General features: G+C 37.2%; 23 protein-coding genes and 1 pseudogene. All 24 read left to right on the forward strand.

Annotation, left to right across the window (positions count from 1 at the left end; all coding sequences use genetic code 11):
* Positions 1-221: 221 nt before the first annotated feature.
* The 24 genes and pseudogenes from obgE (at position 222) to CVT17_RS02355 (ending at position 19,173) form a co-directional block, all read left to right on the forward strand.
* Positions 222-1,280: a GTPase ObgE gene (obgE, locus tag CVT17_RS02240; RefSeq protein WP_107769717.1), complete on the forward strand. Its 1,059-nt coding sequence runs from the start codon at positions 222-224 to the stop codon at positions 1,278-1,280.
* A 117-nt stretch (positions 1,281-1,397) separates the two neighbouring features.
* Positions 1,398-1,661, forward strand: a complete 264-nt coding sequence (locus CVT17_RS02245; RefSeq protein ID WP_196373576.1) for a hypothetical protein — start codon at positions 1,398-1,400, stop codon at positions 1,659-1,661.
* A gap of 16 nt (positions 1,662-1,677) precedes the next feature.
* Positions 1,678-2,583 carry a methionyl-tRNA formyltransferase gene (gene fmt, locus CVT17_RS02250; protein ID WP_107858588.1) on the forward strand — a complete coding sequence of 302 codons (906 nt, stop codon included), beginning with the start codon at positions 1,678-1,680 and terminating at the stop codon, positions 2,581-2,583.
* A gap of 16 nt (positions 2,584-2,599) precedes the next feature.
* Complete coding sequence (gene thiD, locus CVT17_RS02255) at positions 2,600-3,388, forward strand: bifunctional hydroxymethylpyrimidine kinase/phosphomethylpyrimidine kinase (protein WP_107858589.1); 789 nt, start codon at positions 2,600-2,602, stop codon at positions 3,386-3,388.
* Position 3,389: 1 nt separating this feature from the next.
* Positions 3,390-4,025, forward strand: a complete 636-nt coding sequence (locus tag CVT17_RS02260) for a biotin--[acetyl-CoA-carboxylase] ligase (RefSeq protein WP_107858590.1) — start codon at positions 3,390-3,392, stop codon at positions 4,023-4,025.
* The gene (locus CVT17_RS02265) at positions 4,022-4,804 is read left to right on the forward strand and encodes a ParA family protein (RefSeq protein WP_107858591.1); all 783 of its coding nucleotides are present in this window, start codon (positions 4,022-4,024) and stop codon (positions 4,802-4,804) included. The genes CVT17_RS02260 and CVT17_RS02265 overlap by 4 nt, the downstream gene beginning before the upstream one ends.
* A gap of 15 nt (positions 4,805-4,819) precedes the next feature.
* Positions 4,820-5,679, forward strand: a pseudogene (locus CVT17_RS02270) (ParB/RepB/Spo0J family partition protein).
* Positions 5,680-5,774: 95 nt separating this feature from the next.
* Positions 5,775-6,197, forward strand: coding sequence for a FoF1 ATP synthase subunit B' (locus CVT17_RS02275; protein WP_087579661.1), 423 nt, complete (start codon positions 5,775-5,777; stop codon positions 6,195-6,197).
* 9 nt (positions 6,198-6,206) lie between these two features.
* Entirely contained in the window at positions 6,207-6,719 is a 513-nt protein-coding gene (locus CVT17_RS02280) for a F0F1 ATP synthase subunit B (protein WP_107769713.1), read from the forward strand.
* The gene (locus tag CVT17_RS02285) at positions 6,719-7,249 is read left to right on the forward strand and encodes a F0F1 ATP synthase subunit delta (RefSeq protein WP_084041258.1); all 531 of its coding nucleotides are present in this window, start codon (positions 6,719-6,721) and stop codon (positions 7,247-7,249) included. The genes CVT17_RS02280 and CVT17_RS02285 overlap by 1 nt, the downstream gene beginning before the upstream one ends.
* A 14-nt stretch (positions 7,250-7,263) precedes the next feature.
* Positions 7,264-8,781, forward strand: a complete 1,518-nt coding sequence (gene atpA, locus CVT17_RS02290; RefSeq protein ID WP_009294343.1) for a F0F1 ATP synthase subunit alpha — start codon at positions 7,264-7,266, stop codon at positions 8,779-8,781.
* Between the two features lie 9 nt (positions 8,782-8,790).
* Positions 8,791-9,678 (forward strand): ATP synthase F1 subunit gamma, encoded by an 888-nt coding sequence (gene atpG / locus CVT17_RS02295; protein ID WP_002939426.1) that lies wholly within the window; start codon positions 8,791-8,793, stop codon positions 9,676-9,678.
* Positions 9,679-9,689: 11 nt separating this feature from the next.
* The gene (atpD, locus tag CVT17_RS02300) at positions 9,690-11,087 is read left to right on the forward strand and encodes a F0F1 ATP synthase subunit beta (protein WP_085657716.1); all 1,398 of its coding nucleotides are present in this window, start codon (positions 9,690-9,692) and stop codon (positions 11,085-11,087) included.
* Between the two features lie 18 nt (positions 11,088-11,105).
* Positions 11,106-11,495 (forward strand): ATP synthase F1 subunit epsilon, encoded by a 390-nt coding sequence (gene atpC, locus CVT17_RS02305; RefSeq protein WP_021090667.1) that lies wholly within the window; start codon positions 11,106-11,108, stop codon positions 11,493-11,495.
* A complete protein-coding gene (locus CVT17_RS02310) occupies positions 11,496-12,080 on the forward strand; it encodes a MotA/TolQ/ExbB proton channel family protein (RefSeq protein WP_051288435.1) in 585 nt (194 codons plus the stop codon).
* Positions 12,081-12,479 (forward strand): biopolymer transporter ExbD, encoded by a 399-nt coding sequence (locus tag CVT17_RS02315; protein WP_085657715.1) that lies wholly within the window; start codon positions 12,081-12,083, stop codon positions 12,477-12,479.
* 1 nt (position 12,480) lies between these two features.
* Positions 12,481-13,437 carry a TonB C-terminal domain-containing protein gene (locus CVT17_RS02320; protein ID WP_107769712.1) on the forward strand — a complete coding sequence of 319 codons (957 nt, stop codon included), beginning with the start codon at positions 12,481-12,483 and terminating at the stop codon, positions 13,435-13,437.
* 15 nt (positions 13,438-13,452) lie between these two features.
* Positions 13,453-14,709: a Tol-Pal system protein TolB gene (gene tolB, locus CVT17_RS02325; protein ID WP_103580401.1), complete on the forward strand. Its 1,257-nt coding sequence runs from the start codon at positions 13,453-13,455 to the stop codon at positions 14,707-14,709.
* Between the two features lie 64 nt (positions 14,710-14,773).
* A complete protein-coding gene (locus CVT17_RS02330; RefSeq protein WP_021090913.1) occupies positions 14,774-15,280 on the forward strand; it encodes an OmpA family protein in 507 nt (168 codons plus the stop codon).
* Between the two features lie 17 nt (positions 15,281-15,297).
* Positions 15,298-16,140 carry a tetratricopeptide repeat protein gene (locus CVT17_RS02335; RefSeq protein WP_084041266.1) on the forward strand — a complete coding sequence of 281 codons (843 nt, stop codon included), beginning with the start codon at positions 15,298-15,300 and terminating at the stop codon, positions 16,138-16,140.
* A gap of 56 nt (positions 16,141-16,196) precedes the next feature.
* Positions 16,197-16,799 (forward strand): FKBP-type peptidyl-prolyl cis-trans isomerase, encoded by a 603-nt coding sequence (locus tag CVT17_RS02340; protein ID WP_223154487.1) that lies wholly within the window; start codon positions 16,197-16,199, stop codon positions 16,797-16,799.
* Positions 16,800-16,808: 9 nt separating this feature from the next.
* Entirely contained in the window at positions 16,809-17,738 is a 930-nt protein-coding gene (fabD, locus tag CVT17_RS02345; RefSeq protein ID WP_107769710.1) for an ACP S-malonyltransferase, read from the forward strand.
* The gene (locus CVT17_RS02350) at positions 17,735-18,418 is read left to right on the forward strand and encodes a 5'-methylthioadenosine/adenosylhomocysteine nucleosidase (RefSeq protein WP_107769709.1); all 684 of its coding nucleotides are present in this window, start codon (positions 17,735-17,737) and stop codon (positions 18,416-18,418) included. The genes fabD and CVT17_RS02350 overlap by 4 nt, the downstream gene beginning before the upstream one ends.
* On the forward strand, positions 18,415-19,173 hold the full coding sequence (locus CVT17_RS02355) for a tRNA 2-thiocytidine biosynthesis TtcA family protein (protein ID WP_107769708.1): 759 nt from the start codon (positions 18,415-18,417) through the stop codon (positions 19,171-19,173). Before CVT17_RS02350 ends, CVT17_RS02355 begins: the two co-directional genes overlap by 4 nt.
* Positions 19,174-19,397 lie beyond the last annotated feature (224 nt).

The raw sequence follows: 19,397 nt of genomic DNA on the forward strand, positions 1-19,397 counted from the left end.
CAGGGGCAATCGCCCCTTTCTTTCTTAAAATTATTCAAAAATCAAAATTTTTATTTAGTGTTTAGAATTTTTCAAATAGCTGTTTGAGAGAAATTTTAAATCAATCACAACTCTATATTTCGAGCTTCATGGTGTTTATATTTGCTTTATTTTAATCAAGATATCACGATTTAATTTCAGTAAAGTTGGATATAATCCAAATAAAAAATTTAAGGTAAAAAATGTTTATAGATAGTGCAAGATTGACTCTAAGTTCGGGGCATGGTGGAGCTGGAGCTGTGAGTTTTCGCCGTGAAAAACACGTCATTTTAGGTGGTCCTGATGGCGGAGATGGCGGAGATGGCGGAGATGTTTATTTTATTTGTGACAACAACACCCATACTTTAGCAAATTATAAGGGTAAAAGAGCCATGAAGGCTGGCAATGGTGAAGCTGGCATGGGCAAGCGAATGACTGGCAAAAAGGGCGAAAATTTAGAACTCATAGTCCCTCCTGGCACAGCTGTTTATGACGCACAGACAAATGAACTACTCTGTGATATAGTTAGTGAGGGTCAAAAGACACTGTTTTTAAAGGGCGGTAAAGGCGGACTCGGAAATTTCCACTTTAAAAGCTCTATAAACCAAGCTCCAGAATACGCTCAAAAGGGCATGCCAGAAGAGAGCGTAGAGGTTAGGCTCGAGCTAAAGCTGATAGCTGACGTGGGACTTGTTGGCTTTCCAAATGTCGGTAAATCAACCCTCATCTCAGCCGTCTCAAACGCCAAACCACAGATTGCAAACTACGAATTTACCACGCTTACACCAAAGCTTGGCCTTGTTGAGGTTGATGAGTTTAGTGGCTTTGTCATGGCTGACATCCCTGGTATCATCGAAGGGGCGAGCGATGGACGCGGTTTAGGCGTTAAATTTCTAAAACATATCGAGAGAAATAAAATTTTACTTTTCATGATAGATAGCGCAAACTACAGAAGCATGAGTGAGCAGTTTAGTGTGCTAAAAGAAGAAGTTGCTAAATTTTCAAGTGTGCTTGCTAGCAGGGACTATGCTATCGCGATCACCAGAGTCGATGCGGCTGAAAATTTAGATGAAAATATAAAAGAATTTATGAAATTTTTAAAGCTAAAGCCAGAGCAAAACGGTAAATTTATCTACAAACAAGATTTACTCAGCTTTGATCATTCAAAACCATATTTTATTTTGCCGATCTCATCAGCGACAAATGAGAATATCGACGAGCTTAAATTCGCACTTCTTGAGCTACTAAAAAAAGAGCTTTGAGTTGCGACTTTTTAGTGCTTTGGGCATAGATTTTTAAGAGTATAAAATGAAGAAATTTTTTGCATTATGCTATTTTGTCTTGGTGTATATAGCTGTGATCCAGCGGATCCGGCGTATATGTTTTTAGATTTTAATGACATAGATCGTGACGGAACGCTAAATTTAGATGAGTGGGTGGCGTGCAAGGCGCCACCAATGCTAAAAATAGCGCCAGATCTATGCACTAGTGATGAATTTAAAAGGCTGGATCTTGATCGTAGTGGCAAAGTTAGCGTTAATGAGTTAAGAAATTTAGTATTGCAAAAGATTAGCTGGCAGAAAGATCCATGCGCCTCTTGGCCGCCAAGCAGGCAAAACGCAGATCAAAATAAAAGTCGTTGAAATTTAAAGGAAAGTGATGAATGTAGTTTTTATGGGGACGCCTGATTATGCCGTTAGGATACTTAGGCATTTAAAAGAAGCTGGCTTTAACATAAAAGCAGTCTTTACCCAGCCTGATAAGCCAGTTGGCAGAAAGCAAATTTTAACCCCAAGTGAAGTCAAAATTTATGCGCAAAATGAGCTTTTAAGCGTGCCAGTCTTTACACCAAATACGCTAAAAGATGAGGCGGTGGTTGCCGAGCTAAAGGCATTTGAGCCTAAATTTATCGTAGTGGCAGCTTATGGCAAAATTTTGCCACAAAGTGTGCTTGATGTGGCGACTTGTATAAATTTACACGCCTCGATCTTGCCAAAATATAGAGGCGCAAGCCCTATACAAAGCGCGATCCTAGCAGGCGAGAAGCAAACTGGCGTCACAGCTATGCTAATGGACGCTGGCCTTGACACTGGCGATATGCTAGACTTCATCTACACGCCCTGCGAGAGCAAGATGTCAAGCGAGCTTTTTGGCGAGCTAGGTGAGCTTGGCGGCGAGCTAATCGTAAAAGTGCTTAAAAATTTTGAAAATTTAAAGCCACAAAAACAAGACGACGCGCAGGCCTCGCACTGCAAAAAGATAAGTAAGAGTGATGGGCTTTTTAGCTTTGATGAAGAGGCAGGACAAATTTATAATAAATTTCGTGCGCTCACGCCTTGGCCAGGGATTTATCTGGCAAGTGGGCTAAAAATTTTATCGCTTGAGCTAAGCGAAAAAAGTGGCAAAAGTGGAGAAATTTTAAGCGTAGAAAAAGATCACGTTGTGGTTGCTTGCAAGGATGGGGCGGTCAAAATTTACGAGCTTCAAGAGCCAAGCAAAAAGCCAACAAACGCAAAAGCATATATAAATGGTAAGCGCCTTAGCGTTGGCGATGAATTAAAATAAATTTAAAGGAGCGGTTATGAAAAATGCACTAAGTATAGCAGGGGTTGATCCAAGTGGCGGGGCTGGAGTTTTAGCTGATATAAAGGTCTTTATAGCGCACGGCGTATATGCGATGGGAGCGATCACTGCGGTCACTGCTCAAAACACAAAGGGCATCTTTGGCATGCAGTTAGTTGAGCCAAAGCTCATCGAGGATCAGATAAGAGCGATATTTGATGATATAAGAGTTGATGTGATAAAAATAGGCGTTGTCCCAAGCGTTGAGATCATCAAAAGCGTTGCAAAAACGCTAAGAGAGATCAAAAATTTACCGCCAGTCGTGCTTGATCCTGTCATGAGCTGTAAAAATGGCGACATCTGGCTAGAGGGCGCTGCAAAAGACGCGATCGTGGAGGAGCTTTTCCCACTTGCTAGCGTGATCACACCAAATATCTTTGAAGCGCGTGAAATTTTAAAGCATGAGCTAAAGGGCGAGAGCGAGCTAAAAGAGGCTTGCAAGGAGCTTTTGAAATTTGGTACAAAAAGCGTCTATCTAAAATGTGGCGAACTTGATGGCAAGTCGCTTGATATATTTTATGATGGCAAGGAATATGAAATTTTTAGCGATGAGCGTATAAAAACGACCGCAACTCACGGATCAGGCTGCTCGCTATCAAGCGCTATAGCTTCAAATTTAGCAAATGGGCTTAGCCTAAAAGAAAGCGTAAAAAATGCGCATGATTATATCTTTAACGCTATCAAAAATGCGGTCATCATCGGCGGTGGACAAAATCCGGTAAATCACTTCTATAAATTTAAGGTGTGATTTGAAAGTAGAGTTTTTTCAAAGTCTACCCTCGACACAGGAATTTTTGATAGAAGCCCTAAAAAAAGACGAGATAAAAGCTCCGTATATGGTCGTGGCGTATAATCAAACCAAAGGCATCGGCAGCCGCGGCAACAGCTGGGAGGGACTTGGCGGAAATTTATTTATGTCATTTTGCATAAGCGAAGATGAGCTGCCAAGCGATATACCTCCGCCCTCGATCTCGATATATTTTTCTATGCTGATGCGTGAAGTCTTGAGCGAGCTTGGCTCAAAGTGCTGGCTAAAATGGCCAAATGATTTTTACGTAGATGGCCTCAAAATAGGCGGAACTTTAACAAATAAAGTAGATGAAATTTACATTTGTGGTATGGGGATAAATTTAGCTAGCGCGCCCGAAAATGCGGGCATTTTAGACATAAAAACTAGCGTAGATGAGCTAGTTTGGGGCTTTGTTAGCATGCTTGATAAAAAGATTTTATGGAAGCCAATTTTTAGCAAATTTAGGATAGACTTTTGCAAGTCAAAAGGTTTTATTACGCATATTGCAAATAGAGCTGTTTCGCTTCAGGATGCTGAAATTTGCGATGATGGAGCGATCTTACTAAATGGGGAAAAGGTATATTCTTTAAGATGAGCGAGATAATAACAATAGCTAATCAAAAAGGCGGCGTTGGCAAGACTACAACAGCCGTAAATTTAGCCGCATCACTGGCGGTTGCTGAAAAAAAAGTATTATTAATAGACATCGATCCGCAGGCAAACGCGACAACCGGACTTGGTTTTAGCAGAAGTGACTATGAGTTTAACATCTATCACGTCTTAACAGATAGAAAAAAGCTCTCGCAAATCGTATTAAAAACTGAGATCCCAACACTTTTTTTAGCTCCGTCAAATATAGGACTTGTCGGCATTGAGCAAGAATTTAACGATCAAAATAAGGATTATAAACTAATCCTTAAAAATAAAATTTTAGAAGTTGTAAACGATTATGATTTTATCATCATCGATAGTCCTCCGGCACTTGGTAGCATTACGATAAATGCTCTTAGTGCAAGTGATAGTGTTATCATCCCGATTCAATGTGAATTTTATGCACTTGAGGGGCTAGCGCAGATCCTAAATACAGTCAAGATTATTAAAAAAACGATAAATCCAAAGCTAAATATAAAAGGCTTTTTACCGACCATGTTTAGTTCGCAAAATAATCTCTCAAAAGAGACAATTGCAAATTTAAAGCAGCATTTTGAAAATAAGCTCTTTAAGAGTAAGGACAGCAAAGAGGAATTTGTGGTCGTTCCAAGAAATGTGAAACTTGCTGAAAGCCCAAGTTTTGGTAAGCCAGTGATACTTTATGATATAAAATCACCAGGCTCGATCGCATATCAAAATTTGGCATATTGTATTTTAAACTAAAAAATAAGGAAAAAAATGGCTAAAAAAGGTGGATTAGGGCGTGGACTTAGTGCGATACTTGAAGATGTAGAGCAAGCCTACAGTAAAGAGATCGCAAATTTAAATGACTCTGAGATGGTCGAAGAGATAAATATAGATGAAATTTTACCAAATCCATACCAGCCTAGAACGCATTTTGATGAAGAGGCTTTAAAAGAGCTAAGTGCCAGCATCAAAAGACACGGACTGATCCAGCCAATAATCGTTATCAAAAAAGATGATGGCTATATGTTAATAGCTGGTGAGCGCAGATACCGCGCTACAAAGATGCTTGGAGCAAGCAAGATAAAGGCGATCATCGCTGATATCAAGTCTCAAAATTTAAGAGAGCTTGCGCTTATCGAAAATATCCAACGTGAAAATTTAAATCCAATCGAACTTGCAAAGTCGTATAAAGAGCTCATAAATGAGTATAAGATCACACAAGATGGCTTGGCAAATATCATTCATAAAAGTAGAACACAAATAACAAATACGATGAGGCTTTTACTTCTTAGCGACTACACGCAAAAACTTTTACAAGAAGACAAGCTCACGCAAGGCCACGCTAAAGTTATAGTTGGGCTTAGCGCCGAAGAAGAAAAGATGGTTGTTGATACGATAATTGGTCAAAAGCTAAGCGTTAGAGATACAGAAATTTTAGTAAAAAAGATAAAAAATAAGGAAGAGATAAAAGACAAAAAGCCAAAAATTCTGAGGAAATGGGCAAAAAATTATTAAATTTACAAGAAATTTTTAAAAATTTAAAGATAAAAGCAAAAGTAAAATCTAGCAATCTAGTTTTAGAATTTAATAATATTTCACAGGTGGAAGAATTTATTTCTAGGCTAAAATAGAATTACAAATTTATTTTTATTTTTAGTAATTTATTGTAAAATCAGACTTTAATTTGAATATTAAATAAAACTTAATGATAAAATAAGGAGAGTGGATGTTAGAAATAGATGTGCCATTGATGCTTTTAACGGCTATCGTTTTCTTGGTATTGATCGCTATTTTGAATTCCTTGCTGTATAAGCCAATGCTCAAATTTATAGATGACAGAAATGCTTCTATAAAAAATGATGAAGAGAGTACTAGCAAAAATGCAAGTGATCTAAGCGTTCATGAAAAAGAGATTGAAGAGATTATATTAAACGCAAGGACTGAGGCCAATAAAATAAGGCAAGAAGCCTTAAATTTGGCAAAAGAAGAGTCTTTAAAAGAAGTAAATGCTGTAAAAACTAGTTTAGAGGCTGATTACAATGAATTTTTAAATGCTCTAAGCTCTCAAAAAGATAACTTAAAGGCAGATCTATCAGCTAAACTACCTGAACTTAGAGCGGCTTTAAATGCCAAGCTCTCTAAAATTTAAAGGAATTTTATGAAGATAAAAATTTTATTTTTTCTAGCACTTCCATTTCTAGCTTATGCTAGTGGACATGGCGGAACAAACTACGACATAGTCGAGAGAACGCTAAACTTCTTACTTTTCTTTGCTATTTTGGTATATTTTGCAGCTAAGCCACTAAAAGCTCTTTATCAAAGCAGAATTGACAGGATCGCAAATAAGCTTGAAAGTATCCAAGAAAAGCTACGCGATTCTAAAGCCAAAAAAGATGATGCTCTAAAACGTGTTGAGGAAGCTAAACAAAATGCAAATTCCCTAATCGAAACTGCTAAAAAAGAGGCTTTAAATTCAGCTGCTAGGGTTAAAAGCGATACTCAAAATGATATAGCAAACCTCCAAAAGAGTTACAAAGAGCAAAAAGAATTTGAAGAGCGCAAGATGACAAAAGGCGTTGTAAATGAAATTTTGAGCGATATCTTCTCAAGTGATAGCCTAAAAGTCGATCAAAAAGAGCTTGTAAATATCATACTTAAAAAGGTTAGCTAATGAATGAAGTAGTAGCTAAAAAATACGTAAAAGCGATCTTAAGCGACGTAAAGTCCAATGAGCTTAATGCATTTGTCGAAAATTTATCAGAGCTAGCTGCTGCTTTTGCTAGCGATAAATTTAAAAGCATTATAAGTTTGCCAACATTAAAGGCTTCACGAAAGGTTGAATTTGTACTATCTTTGGTTAAAAATCAAGATGCTAAATTTGAAAATTTTATAAAGCTTCTTGGTGCGAACAAAAGACTAGAGCTTATACCTGCGATACTAGACGAGATGAAGATAGAGCAATCTTTGCTTGAAAATACATATCGCGGCGAAGTTGTTGGAAATTTTGATCTAAGCGCTGAGCAGCTGAAAGCTTTGGAAGAGAATTTCTCTAAGAAATTTGACTCTAAGATCAAGCTTAATGGCTCAAAGAGCGAATACAACGGTGTAAAAGTTGAGTTAGATGATTTAGGTGTCGAGGTAAATTTCTCTATCGACAGACTAAAAAGTCAAATGAGTGAATATATATTAAAAGCAATTTAAAAAGGAGTGAAAGCGTGAGTGCAAAAATTAAAGCTGACGAAATTAGCACGATAATCAAAGAGCGTATTGAAAATTTTGATTTAAGTGTTGATGTAGAAGAGACCGGTAAAGTCATCTCAGTTGCTGATGGCGTTGCTAACGTTTATGGTTTGAAAAACGTTATGGCCGGCGAGATGGTTGAATTTGAAAGCGGCGAAAAAGGTATGGCTCTTAACCTTGAAGAGAGTAGTGTTGGTATAGTTATCCTTGGAAAAACTAGCGGTATCACAGAAGGAAGCTCTGTAAAAAGACTAAAAAAACTTCTACGTGTGCCAGTCGGCGACGCATTGATCGGCCGTGTTGTAAATTCGCTCGGTGAGCCAATCGACGCAAAAGGTCCAATCGAAGCTACTGAATCTCGCTTCGTCGAAGAAAAAGCAAAAGGTATCATGGCAAGAAAAAGCGTTCATGAGCCACTTCAAACAGGTATCAAAGCTATCGACGCACTTGTGCCAATCGGTAGAGGTCAAAGAGAGCTAATCATCGGCGACCGCCAAACTGGTAAAACAACAGTTGCTATCGATACTATCATCAACCAAAAAGGTCAAGACGTTATTTGTATCTATGTAGCTATCGGTCAAAAACAATCAACCGTTGCTCAAGTCGTTAAAAAACTTGAAGAGTATGGCGCTATGGACTACACGATAGTTGTAAATGCTGGTGCTAGTGATGCAGCTGCGCTTCAATACCTTGCTCCATACGCTGGTGTAACAATGGGTGAATATTTTAGAGATAACTCTCGCCACGCGCTAATCATCTATGATGACTTGTCAAAACACGCGGTTGCTTACCGTGAGATGTCTTTGATCTTAAGAAGACCGCCAGGCCGTGAAGCTTATCCGGGCGACGTTTTCTACCTTCACTCAAGACTTCTTGAGAGAGCAAGTAAGCTAAATGACGCGCTAGGTGCGGGATCTTTAACAGCTCTACCTATTATTGAGACTCAAGCGGGCGACGTTTCAGCTTATATTCCAACAAACGTTATTTCTATTACAGATGGTCAAATTTTCCTTGAGAGCGACTTATTTAACTCAGGTATCCGTCCAGCGATCAACGTTGGTCTTTCTGTTTCTCGTGTCGGTGGTGCAGCTCAAATAAAAGCTATCAAGCAAGTTTCTGGTACACTAAGACTAGACCTTGCTCAGTACCGTGAGCTACAAGCATTTGCTCAGTTTGCAAGTGACCTTGATGAGAGCTCAAGAAAACAACTAGAGCGTGGTCAAAAGATGGTTGAAGTACTAAAACAACCTCCATATTCTCCACTTCCAGTTGAGAATCAAGTAGTTATCATATTTGCTGGTGCTAAGGGCTATTTAGATGATGTTGCAACTGCAAATGTAACAAAATTTGAAGCAGAGTTATATCCATATATCGAGGCAAAATACCCTGAAATTTTTGAGCAGATCAGAACTAAAAAGGTTCTTGATAAAGAGGTAGAAGAAATTTTACATAAAGCGTTGAAAGATTTTAAAGCGACTTTTGCCGCTAACTAGGGCTAAGATATGTCAAATTTAAAAGATATAAAACGAAAGATCAAGAGCGTTCAGAATACTCAAAAGACGACGCGTGCGATGAAGCTTGTTTCTACAGCAAAGCTTCGCAAAGCTGAAGAGGCTGCTCGCTACTCTAGAGTTTACGCACTTAAGATAAATGAGGTTTTATCCGAGATAGCTTATAAGATCAATCAATATGCTTCAGTTATGACTGAGAGTAAATTTTTTAACACAACAAAGAGTGTAGAAAAGGTTGATATTATATTTGTTACCGCTGATAAAGGGCTTTGCGGTGGCTTTAATGTCCAAACTATAAAGACAGTTAGGCGCATGATTGATGAGCTAAAAGCCAAAAAGATCAAGGTCAGACTAAGAGCTGTTGGTAAAAAAGGTATAGAATTTTTCAATTTTCAAGGCGTTGAGCTACTTGAGACTTACGTCGGAGCTAGCTCTTCTCCTACATATGAAAAAGCTCAAAAAATCATAAAAGATGCCATCGATGACTTTACAAATGGCATAACTGATAAAGTCGTGCTAATACACAATGGTTATAAAAATATGATTTCTCAAGAGATTAGAGTAAATGATATTGTGCCTATTGAGCCGTCTAAGATAGTTGCTGTTGAGACAAATTCTTTGATGGAATTTGAGCCAGAAGATAACTATACTAAGATTATGGATGAATTGCTCAATAAATATTTTGAGTATAGTATGTATTATGCCTTGGTTGACTCTTTGGCGGCTGAGCACAGCGCTAGAATGCAAGCTATGGATAATGCAACAAACAATGCTAAACAACGCGTCAAACAGTTAAATCTTGCTTACAATAAAGCAAGACAAGAGTCTATTACCACTGAGCTTATTGAGATCATCAGTGGTGTTGAATCAATGAAATAAAAGGAGTATGAATGAAGGGTGTTATTAGTCAAGTTATGGGCCCTGTGGTCGATGTTGACTTTAATGACTACTTGCCGAAGATCAATGAAGCTATCGAAGTTTTCTTTGAGGTTGAGGGCAAGAAACATAAACTAATATTAGAAGTTGCTGCTCACCTAGGTGATAATAGAGTTAGAACGATCGCTATGGATATGAGTGAGGGCTTGACTCGTGGCTTAGAGGCTAAAGCACTTGGTGCACCTATTAGCGTCCCGGTCGGCGAAAAAGTTTTGGGAAGAATTTTTAACGTCGTCGGTGATTTGATCGACGAGGGCGAGGGAGTAAATTTTGATAAGCATTGGTCTATCCATCGCGATCCTCCTCCATTTGAAGAGCAAAGCACAAAAAGTGAAATTTTTGAAACTGGTATCAAGGTAGTTGACCTTCTAGCTCCTTATGCAAAGGGTGGTAAAGTAGGTCTATTTGGTGGTGCTGGTGTTGGTAAAACGGTTATTATTATGGAGCTTATCCACAATGTTGCGTTTAAACACAGCGGTTATTCTGTATTTGCAGGCGTTGGTGAGAGAACTCGTGAAGGAAATGACCTTTATCACGAAATGAAAGAAAGTAATGTTTTGGATAAAGTTGCCTTGTGCTACGGCCAAATGAACGAGCCACCAGGAGCAAGAAACCGTATCGCGCTAACTGGCCTTACAATGGCTGAGTACTTCCGTGATGAGATGGGACTTGACGTTTTGATGTTTATCGATAACATCTTCCGTTTCTCTCAATCAGGTGCAGAGATGTCAGCTCTACTTGGACGTATTCCATCAGCTGTTGGTTACCAGCCAACTCTTGCAAGTGAAATGGGTAAATTCCAAGAGAGAATCACGTCAACTAAAAAAGGCTCAATTACCTCTGTTCAGGCTGTTTACGTTCCAGCTGACGATCTTACAGATCCAGCTCCTGCTACAGTTTTTGCTCACCTTGATGCTACAACGGTTCTTAATAGATCGATCGCAGAAAAAGGTATCTATCCAGCTGTTGATCCGCTTGATTCAACATCAAGAATGCTCGATCCACAAATTTTAGGAGCAGATCACTATAAGGTAGCTCGTGGCGTTCAAGCTGTACTTCAAAAATATAAAGATCTTCAAGATATCATTGCGATCCTTGGTATGGATGAGCTTAGCGAAGAAGATAAGCTAACAGTTGATAGAGCAAGAAAGATAGAGAGATTTTTATCTCAGCCATTCTTCGTTGCTGAAGTATTTACAGGTAGCCCTGGTAAATATGTAAGTCTTGACGAAAATATAGCTGGCTTTAAGGGAATTTTAGAGGGTAAATATGATCACTTACCAGAAGCAGCATTTTATATGGTTGGAAATATAGATGAGGCTTTAGCCAAAGCTGAGAAACTTAAGGCTTAAATTTAAAAAGGAAGCGTAATGGATAAATTACATTTAGAGATCGTAACTCCTCAAGGTCAGATATTTAATGATGACGTGAGCAGTGTAGTGCTTCCAGGTAGCGAGGGTGAGTTTGGTGTTTTACCAAACCATGCCTCATTAATATCTCTTTTAAAAGCAGGTATTATAGATATAGAACATAAAAATAAAAAACATGATGTTGTTGCGATTAACTGGGGCTATGCAAAGATTGATGAAGGTAAGGTGGTAATACTTGCTGACGGTGCGGTTTACGTCTCTGGTGATAGTGAAAGTGAGCTTGCAAATTCATTGGAAGCTGCTAGAAATTTGATAGAGAGCATGAGCAGTGATACAAATGCTTTTGCAGCAACTATATCTAAAATGGAAAATGTAGTGAGAACTAGATAAGTGGGCGGTATAGATTTATTTTTAAATTATATTCAAAGAAGTAGTTTTATTACAATTATTGTTTTAACTTGGCTGTCAATATATTTTATAGTTAGTTTTACAATTCTTTTTTCAAGAATGGCTGGTATTGGAGCTTGGCAAAAACGTGAGCAAAATGCACTTGAAGCACTGCTTATGGGTGCTAAAAATATTCCAAATGATTCGTCTTTGAGAAAATGTGCAAATGGAAGAATCTCAAGAGAAAAACTAAACGTATGTATAAGTATAGCCGAGAAAAATGCTACAAGTGGGCTAACGTGGCTAAGTGTAATAGCATCTACTTCGCCTTTTATTGGTCTTTTTGGAACCGTTGTTTCTATTTTAGAGACATTTTCACAACTTGGAAATGGTGGAGGTTCATCGCTTGGTATTATCGCCCCAGCTATTTCAGAGGCACTTGTTGCAACTGGTTGCGGAATTTTTGTTGCCATCCCAGCATATACATTTAACTTACTCATAAAAAGAAAAGCTTATGAATTAATGAGCGTTATCGAGCGTCAGGCTGATGTAATGATAGCACTTAAAAAAGATGATGAGATACTATAAATGGCTGCTAAATTTACCGATGAAACACCAGAGCTAAATATAACTCCTCTTGTTGATATTATGCTTGTTTTACTAGCCATTTTAATGGTTACTATGCCAACCATAACATATCAAGAGGATATTACTCTTCCGGATGGTTCAAAGGCAAAAACTTCAACATCTAAGCAAAAAGATCTTATAGTATCTATAAATTCGCAAGGACAAGTTAGAGTTGATCAAAGTACTATGAGCCTTGCTGAGTTTCCTGATAATATCGCATTAATGAGTACAAAATACGATAAAACCTCGCCTATCTATATAAAAGCTGACAAAAATTTAAAATACGATGATGTTATGTTTGTATTAAAGACTTTGAAAGGTGCTGGTTTTAATAAAGTAGCTTTAGAGACAAACGGTTAAAATGTCAAATAAAGTTAAATTTCCAACGCTTAGTTCGTTTCTTGTAGCGTTTTGTATTTACGTTACTATTATACTTATTTTATTTATAAAGCTTACATTTTTTGTAGAACCTCCTAAGAAATATACCGATGATAAAGATGCTATTATGGATGTGGTTATGGTTGATAGAGAAGTTGATCAAACCATTAAGGCCCCAAAACAAGCAGATGAAGTAGTTAAAGAGACAAAGCCTGAACCAAAAAAGGAGTCAGAAGAAGATAAACAAGAGACTACAAATAAGCCTGTTGTACCAGATGAACCATTACCTACGCCAAGCTTACCAACTCCTCCAAAAGAGGAACCAAAACCTGAGCCTAAAAAACCAGAACCAAAACCAGAAATTTTAAAACCAAGTGAAGAGCCTAAAGAAGATGTTAAGCTAGAGCCAAAACCTGAGCCTAAACCTACACCAAAGCCAGTTGAAAAGCCAAAACCAAAAGAGCCAAATATAAAAGATCTCTTTAGTGACATAGATCCTACGAAACTTAAAAAAGATGATGGTATAAAAAAGGCTGAGAATAAAGTACAAAGCCGCAAAAAAAGCGAGGCTTCTAGCTCAAAAGCTGCAAAAGAGGCTAGCGACATCATCAAGAGCCTAAAGATAGATCAAAATCCAACCGCACCAAAATCGCAAATGACGGGCACATACGATCCATTAAAGGGAGCCATAACAAAGCAAATTCAAAGAAGATGGCAAAGCTATAAAGCTGACTCTGCAAATATAGCTAAGGTGAAATTCATGATAGATCAAAGTGGAAATTTCAGCTATGAAATTTTAGAGCTATCATACAATGAAGAATTTAATGCAAAGGTAAAAGAGTGTCTAGAAAAGCTTACTGCAGAGAAATTTCCATTTAATCCAAACAAAAGCACTACTTTTGATTTAGATTTAGAAGATAGAATAGACCAAAAATTATAAATTTACGGAGTAGAGATGAAGAAAATTTTTCTTTTTTTATGCGTTGCTCTAGGGCTTTATGCTGCTGATGCGACCATATCTGTTGTAAATCAAGGTATTGCCTTGCCAAAGATAGCTTTGCAAGATGCAACAACTGCTGTTAGCGATATGGCTTTTAAAGATAAATTCTTTAAAATCATGCTAGGAGATCTAAAGGTTAGTTCCGATTTTGAAGTAATCGAAGATCATGTGCCTTCTACCTATGAAGGGGATGCGACTACTAATACAATGAGCGATAAAGGCGTCGAGCTTATCTTTAGATATGCTCTTGAGGGCTCTATGGGCTCACCTCTTACTTTGAGAGTAAAACTGATAAACGCTAAAACAGCAACTACAAGATATGAGAAGGTTTATACTATGCCAGACGGCGCAAAGTATCCGTTTTTGGCGCATAAAAGTATAGTTGAGCTTACTAATGAGCTCAATTTACCACCAGTTGGCTGGATGGAAAAATTTATTATTCTTTCAAAATATACTTCAGCTCGCCAAAGCTCTATCATAGTTGCAGATTATACACTTACATATCAAAAGACCATAGTAAGTGGCGGACTAAATATTTTTCCTAAATGGGCTGGAGCTGATCAAAGTAAATTTTACTATACATCTTATGTAAATAATAAACCAACTTTATTTAGATATGATCTAAATTCTGGCACAAAAACAAAGATAATTGATAGCATTGGCATGCTCATAGCCTCAGATGTTAGTAAAGATGGAAGTAAAATTTTATTAACTATGGCACCAAAAGATCAACCAGATATATTTATCTATAATACAAATAGCAAAAATTTGACGCAGATTACTAATTATCCAGGTATAGATGTAAATGGAAATTTTGTAGATAATGATAGTAAGATAGTTTTTGTATCAGATAGGCTTGGTTATCCTAATGTTTTTGCAACTCCTGCGATTTCTGGCGGAAGCGTTGAACAAATGGTATTTCATGGTAAGAATAATAACTCTGTAAGCACATTTGAAAATTATGTTGTTTATTCAAGCAGGGAAGCAAGCGGTAGTTTTAATATATATCTAATTTCAACTCAAACGGATTTTATACGACAGCTTACAGCAAATGGCAAAAATAACTATCCAAGATTCTCAAGCGATGGGCAAAGTGTTGTCTTTATAAAAGAGCTTGGCGGTCAAAGTTCACTAGGTGTTGTTAGGCTAAATGAAAACAGAAGTTTTCAGTTTCCTTTAAAAGTAGGAAAAATTCAATCTATAGATTGGTAATATTCTGATAAAATTTAAAATTTTTGTGATATAATTCGACCAAATTTCTAAAAAAGGATAAGGAATGAAAAAAGTAGTTCTAGCAAGTGTTGCAGTTGCAACTTTATTGTTGAGCGGTTGTAGCTCAAAAAACCCTGAAGTTGATATGAATTCAAATTCAAATCAATCTGCAGACAATTCAGGTAGCATGAGTGATGCTGATAGATTAGCAGCTCTTATTGCTAACATCGAGAGTCAAGTTAAAAGTGTATACTTTGACTTTGATAAATTTAATATCAAAGCTGATCAACAAGGCGTTGTTAGCTCAAATGCATCAGTATTTAACCAAGCTGACGCTCAAGCTCTTTCTATAAAAGTAGAAGGTAACTGCGATGAGTGGGGTACAGATGAGTATAACTATGCCCTTGGTTTAAAACGTGCTAAAAGCGCTAAAGATGCTCTTGTAAGAAATGGCGTTAGTGCTGATAGAATCGCTGTAGTTAGCTTCGGCGAAAGCAATCCAGTTTGCACAGATAAAACAAAAGCTTGCGATGCTCAAAATAGACGTGCAGATTTCAAAGTACTTCCATAATTTATAATTAAATAATAATGAACAAAAAATCGATTATAGTGGCTCTCATTGGAGCCACTATCTCTATTACCTCCGGTCAAGAGATTTCAGCTTTTGATGCAGGCAATATGGATAGTGCGAATCCATATGGTCTAACTGACAATGAAAAAGCTACCCTAAATAATAAGCGAAGTGTTCAAAATATTGAAGAGAATGTGAATAGTGTTTTAGAACAACTTCAAGGTTTGCAAAGCTTGATTGAGAGCATGAGTGCTAGAATGAATAAGCTTGAGCAGAGAATAAATGATATAGAGACGAAGGTAAATGGGGGCATAAGTGATTCTGGTGTAAGTTTGACATCACTGAAGGCTTATGTTGATGAGACTAGAGATATACAAGACAAAAACTACAAAAATATTACTGCAGCCTTAAACAAACTAGGTGCAATAATGGATAAAAATGCTGCCCAACCAAAGCAAAATGCAAATCCAAAACAACAAAATAAGCCAACTTCAAATTTTAGTGGAAAAAGCGATAAAGATATTTTGGCTGATGGCATTAAACTTCTAAATTCTGGCAATAGTACAGAAGCAGCTGAATATTTTGAATATTTAAATAAAAAAGGCTATAAAACTGGTGCAACAAATTATTATTTAGGTGAAGTTGCTTACAGTCAAAAATCATACAGTACAGCTATACAATACTATAAAAAAAGCATACAGAACGAAGATAAGGCTGACTATACACCAAAACTTCTATATCACACAGCTATAAGCTTTGATAAGATAGGTGACACGCAAAGTGCAAATAGATTTTATAAGGCTTTAAAAGTCGGTTATCCAGATAGTAAAGAAGCCAAAGCCTCTCCCAATAGAAACTAAATTTTAATCTTTTTTAGATATAATCCCACATTAATCAAAAAACCAAATCTAAGGAGATTATTGTGAGTAAAGATCAAGTTATAACTATGTTTTACGAACTAAAAGATGCTAATACTGGTGAAATTTTAGAGTCAAACATGCAAGAAGGTGGCCAAATTTCGTTTATAACAGGGCATGGCCATATTATAGAAAAGCTTGAAGAAGAAGTAAGCAAATTAAAATCAGGCGAAAGAGCAACTATAAGCGTAAAGGCAGCAGAGGGTTGTGGTGAATATAATAACGAAGCCATTCAGTCGTTACCAAAAGAGCAATTTGCTGGTATAGATTTACATGAAGGAATGGAGCTTTTTGGTCAAAATGAGGATGGCTCAAGTGTTCGTGTCATTGTTAAAGAGATCAAAGATGACGAAGTAACAGTTGATTTTAATCACCCATATGCTGGTAAAGATTTGCTATTTAATGTTGAAGTTTTAGAAGTTAGAGATGCGACAGAAGATGAAAAAGCAACAGGCATGGTAGCTGGGGCTCATACTTGCGGTTGCGGTGGTCACGATCATGAGCATGAGCATGAGTGCTGCGGAGGTCATGGACACGGTCATGGACATGGACACGAGGATGGTGGTTGCGGTTGCGGTGGACACGGACATCACCATCACTAAGAAGCTAAAATGAAAAAATTTGCTTTTGTTTTTGCGGGCCAAGGCTCGCAAAGTATTGGTATGGGAAAAGACTTTTACGAAAATTTTTCTACTGCTAAGTTACTTTTAAATGATGCTTGTAATGACACTGGCATTGATTACAAAGAGCTTTTATTTACACAAAACGATAAGTTAGATAAAACAGAATTTACTCAGCCAGCTATTGTTTTAAACTCACTAATGACTTATTTGGCTTTTTCAAATTTTATTAAAGAAAAACCAGAATTTAGTCTTGGGCACTCACTTGGAGAATTTACCGCTCTTGCAGTTAGTGGAGCATTTAATTTTATTGATGCGATTAGGCTTGTGAATTTACGTGGTAAATTTATGCAAGAAGCCTGCGTTGGCAAAGATGCTGGCATGATGGCAGTTCTTGGACTTAGTGATGAAGTGGTTGAAGAAATTTGTAAAAAAGCAAGAGAAGAAGGTTTGCAAATTTATGCTGCAAACTACAACTGCGATGGACAAATCGTTGTCGCTGGTGTAAGAGCCGATCTTGCTAGCTATGAAGCAAAATTTAAAGAAGCTGGCGCAAAAAGAGCAATGCTTTTAAATATGTCAGTAGCAAGCCATTGTCCGATACTTGAGCCAGCTAGTGTTAGGTTGGCAAGTGAGCTTGAGAGTACTTTGGCTGCCAAATTTTCTCCAGTTGTCTCAAACGTAAATGCTAAAATTTATACCGATAAAAGTGAAGCACTAGTTCTGCTAAAAGAGCAGCTAATAAAACCAGTTTGCTATAAACAAAGCATTAAAAACTATGAAAATAATGTTGATTGTTTTATCGAGCTTGGTGCTGCGACGTTAAAGGGCATCAATAAAAAAATTACTGAAAAGCCAACTTATAGTATTACTGATATGGCAAGTCTTGAAGAAGTTGTGAAAATTTTGGAGGAGAGATGATAGCGATACTAGGAGCTATGCAAGAGGAGATAACACCGATCCTGGAAATGGTTGGTGAATATAAAACTGTTCAATATGCAAATAATAAATTTTACTTAGCAAACTATAAAGGAAAAGAGCTAGTCATTGCCTATTCAAAGATAGGCAAAGTAAATGCAGCTATAACAGCAACTTTGATGATAGAAAAATTTAAGGCCTCAAAGTTGCTCTTTACTGGCGTAGCTGGCTCACTTGATGAGAGTTTAAAAATAGGCGATATGCTTTATGCTACTAGCTTAGTGCAACATGATCTTGATATTACGGCTTTTGGCCATCCTTATGGCTATGTGCCAGGCACAAGCATCTTTGTCAAAAGTGATGAAAGGCTAAATGAACTGGCAAAAAAGATAGCCGATAAAAAAGATATGAGCTTAAGTGCTGGTATTATTGCGACCGGAGATCAGTTTATCTGTGATAATGAAAAGAAAAATTGGATAAAAAAGATATTTAATGCGAGCGCTACTGAGATGGAAGGTGCTAGCGTTGCATTAGTTTGCGAAACACTTGGTGTGCCATTTTTTATACTAAGAGCTATCAGCGATGGAGCTGGTGATGCAGCAGAGTTTGACTTTGATAAATTTTTGCAAGATTCAGCAAATGTTAGTGCAAAATTTATACTTGAAATGGTAGAAAATTTATGATAGAGCTTAGCAAAAGGCTTCTTAGGCAAGTTGGTCAGACAAATGCCAGATACAAGATGATAGAGGGCGGAGATAAGATCTTGCTTGGTCTTAGCGGTGGTAAAGATAGCCTCGCACTAGCTCACGTACTAAAGCATATCCAAAACGTTACACCTGAAAAATTTGAGTTTAAAGCAGTAACACTAAGCTACGGCATGGGTGAGGACTACGCTTATCTTACGAAGCATTGCAATGAGCACGGAATAGAGCATGAAGTGATAGATAGCTCAATCTTTGAGATTTCAAAAGAGAAAATCCGTAAGAATTCCAGTTTTTGTAGTTTCTTTTCTCGTATGAGAAGAGGTTATCTTTATACTTACGCCTTAAAACATGGTTTTAATAAACTTGCGATTGCTCATCATTTAGACGATGCAGCGGAGAGCTTTTTTATGAACTTTACATATAATGGTGCACTAAGGACGCTTGCTCCAAAATATACTGCAAAAAATGGAATCACGGTTATTAGGCCATTTATCTTCGTTCGCGAGAGACAGCTTCGCGAAAATGCTATCAAAAATGAATTAAGAGTTATCGGTGATGAAGCATGCCCTGCAATGAGATTTGACGTAAAGATGCCGCATGCTAGGTATGAAACCAAACAGCTTTTAGCAACCTTAGAAAAAGAAAATCCAAAGCTTTTTACTTCGCTAAAAGCATCATTTGAAAATATCCATACTGATACTTTTTTTGCTCTCAATAGCAGTAGTGAAGAGTAAAATTTTACTTGTTTTTTGGGACTAATCCCAAGAAGCAAGCTGTAAATATTTCTATTTTAATTAGCTCGTATCAAAATAAATAAAAAAATGTATGAATAGATGAAATTCTTGTACTTGTTAATAAATCAAAACTGTCATATACAACAAATACAAAAGCATTTAGTGCAAAAAGCTACTGGTTAGAATTTTATAACTTAGAAAATTGAAGCTTAAAAAATAGTCAT

Source organism: Campylobacter concisus (assembly GCF_003048775.2).
GTDB classification, from domain to species: Bacteria; Campylobacterota; Campylobacteria; order Campylobacterales; family Campylobacteraceae; genus Campylobacter_A; species Campylobacter_A concisus_I.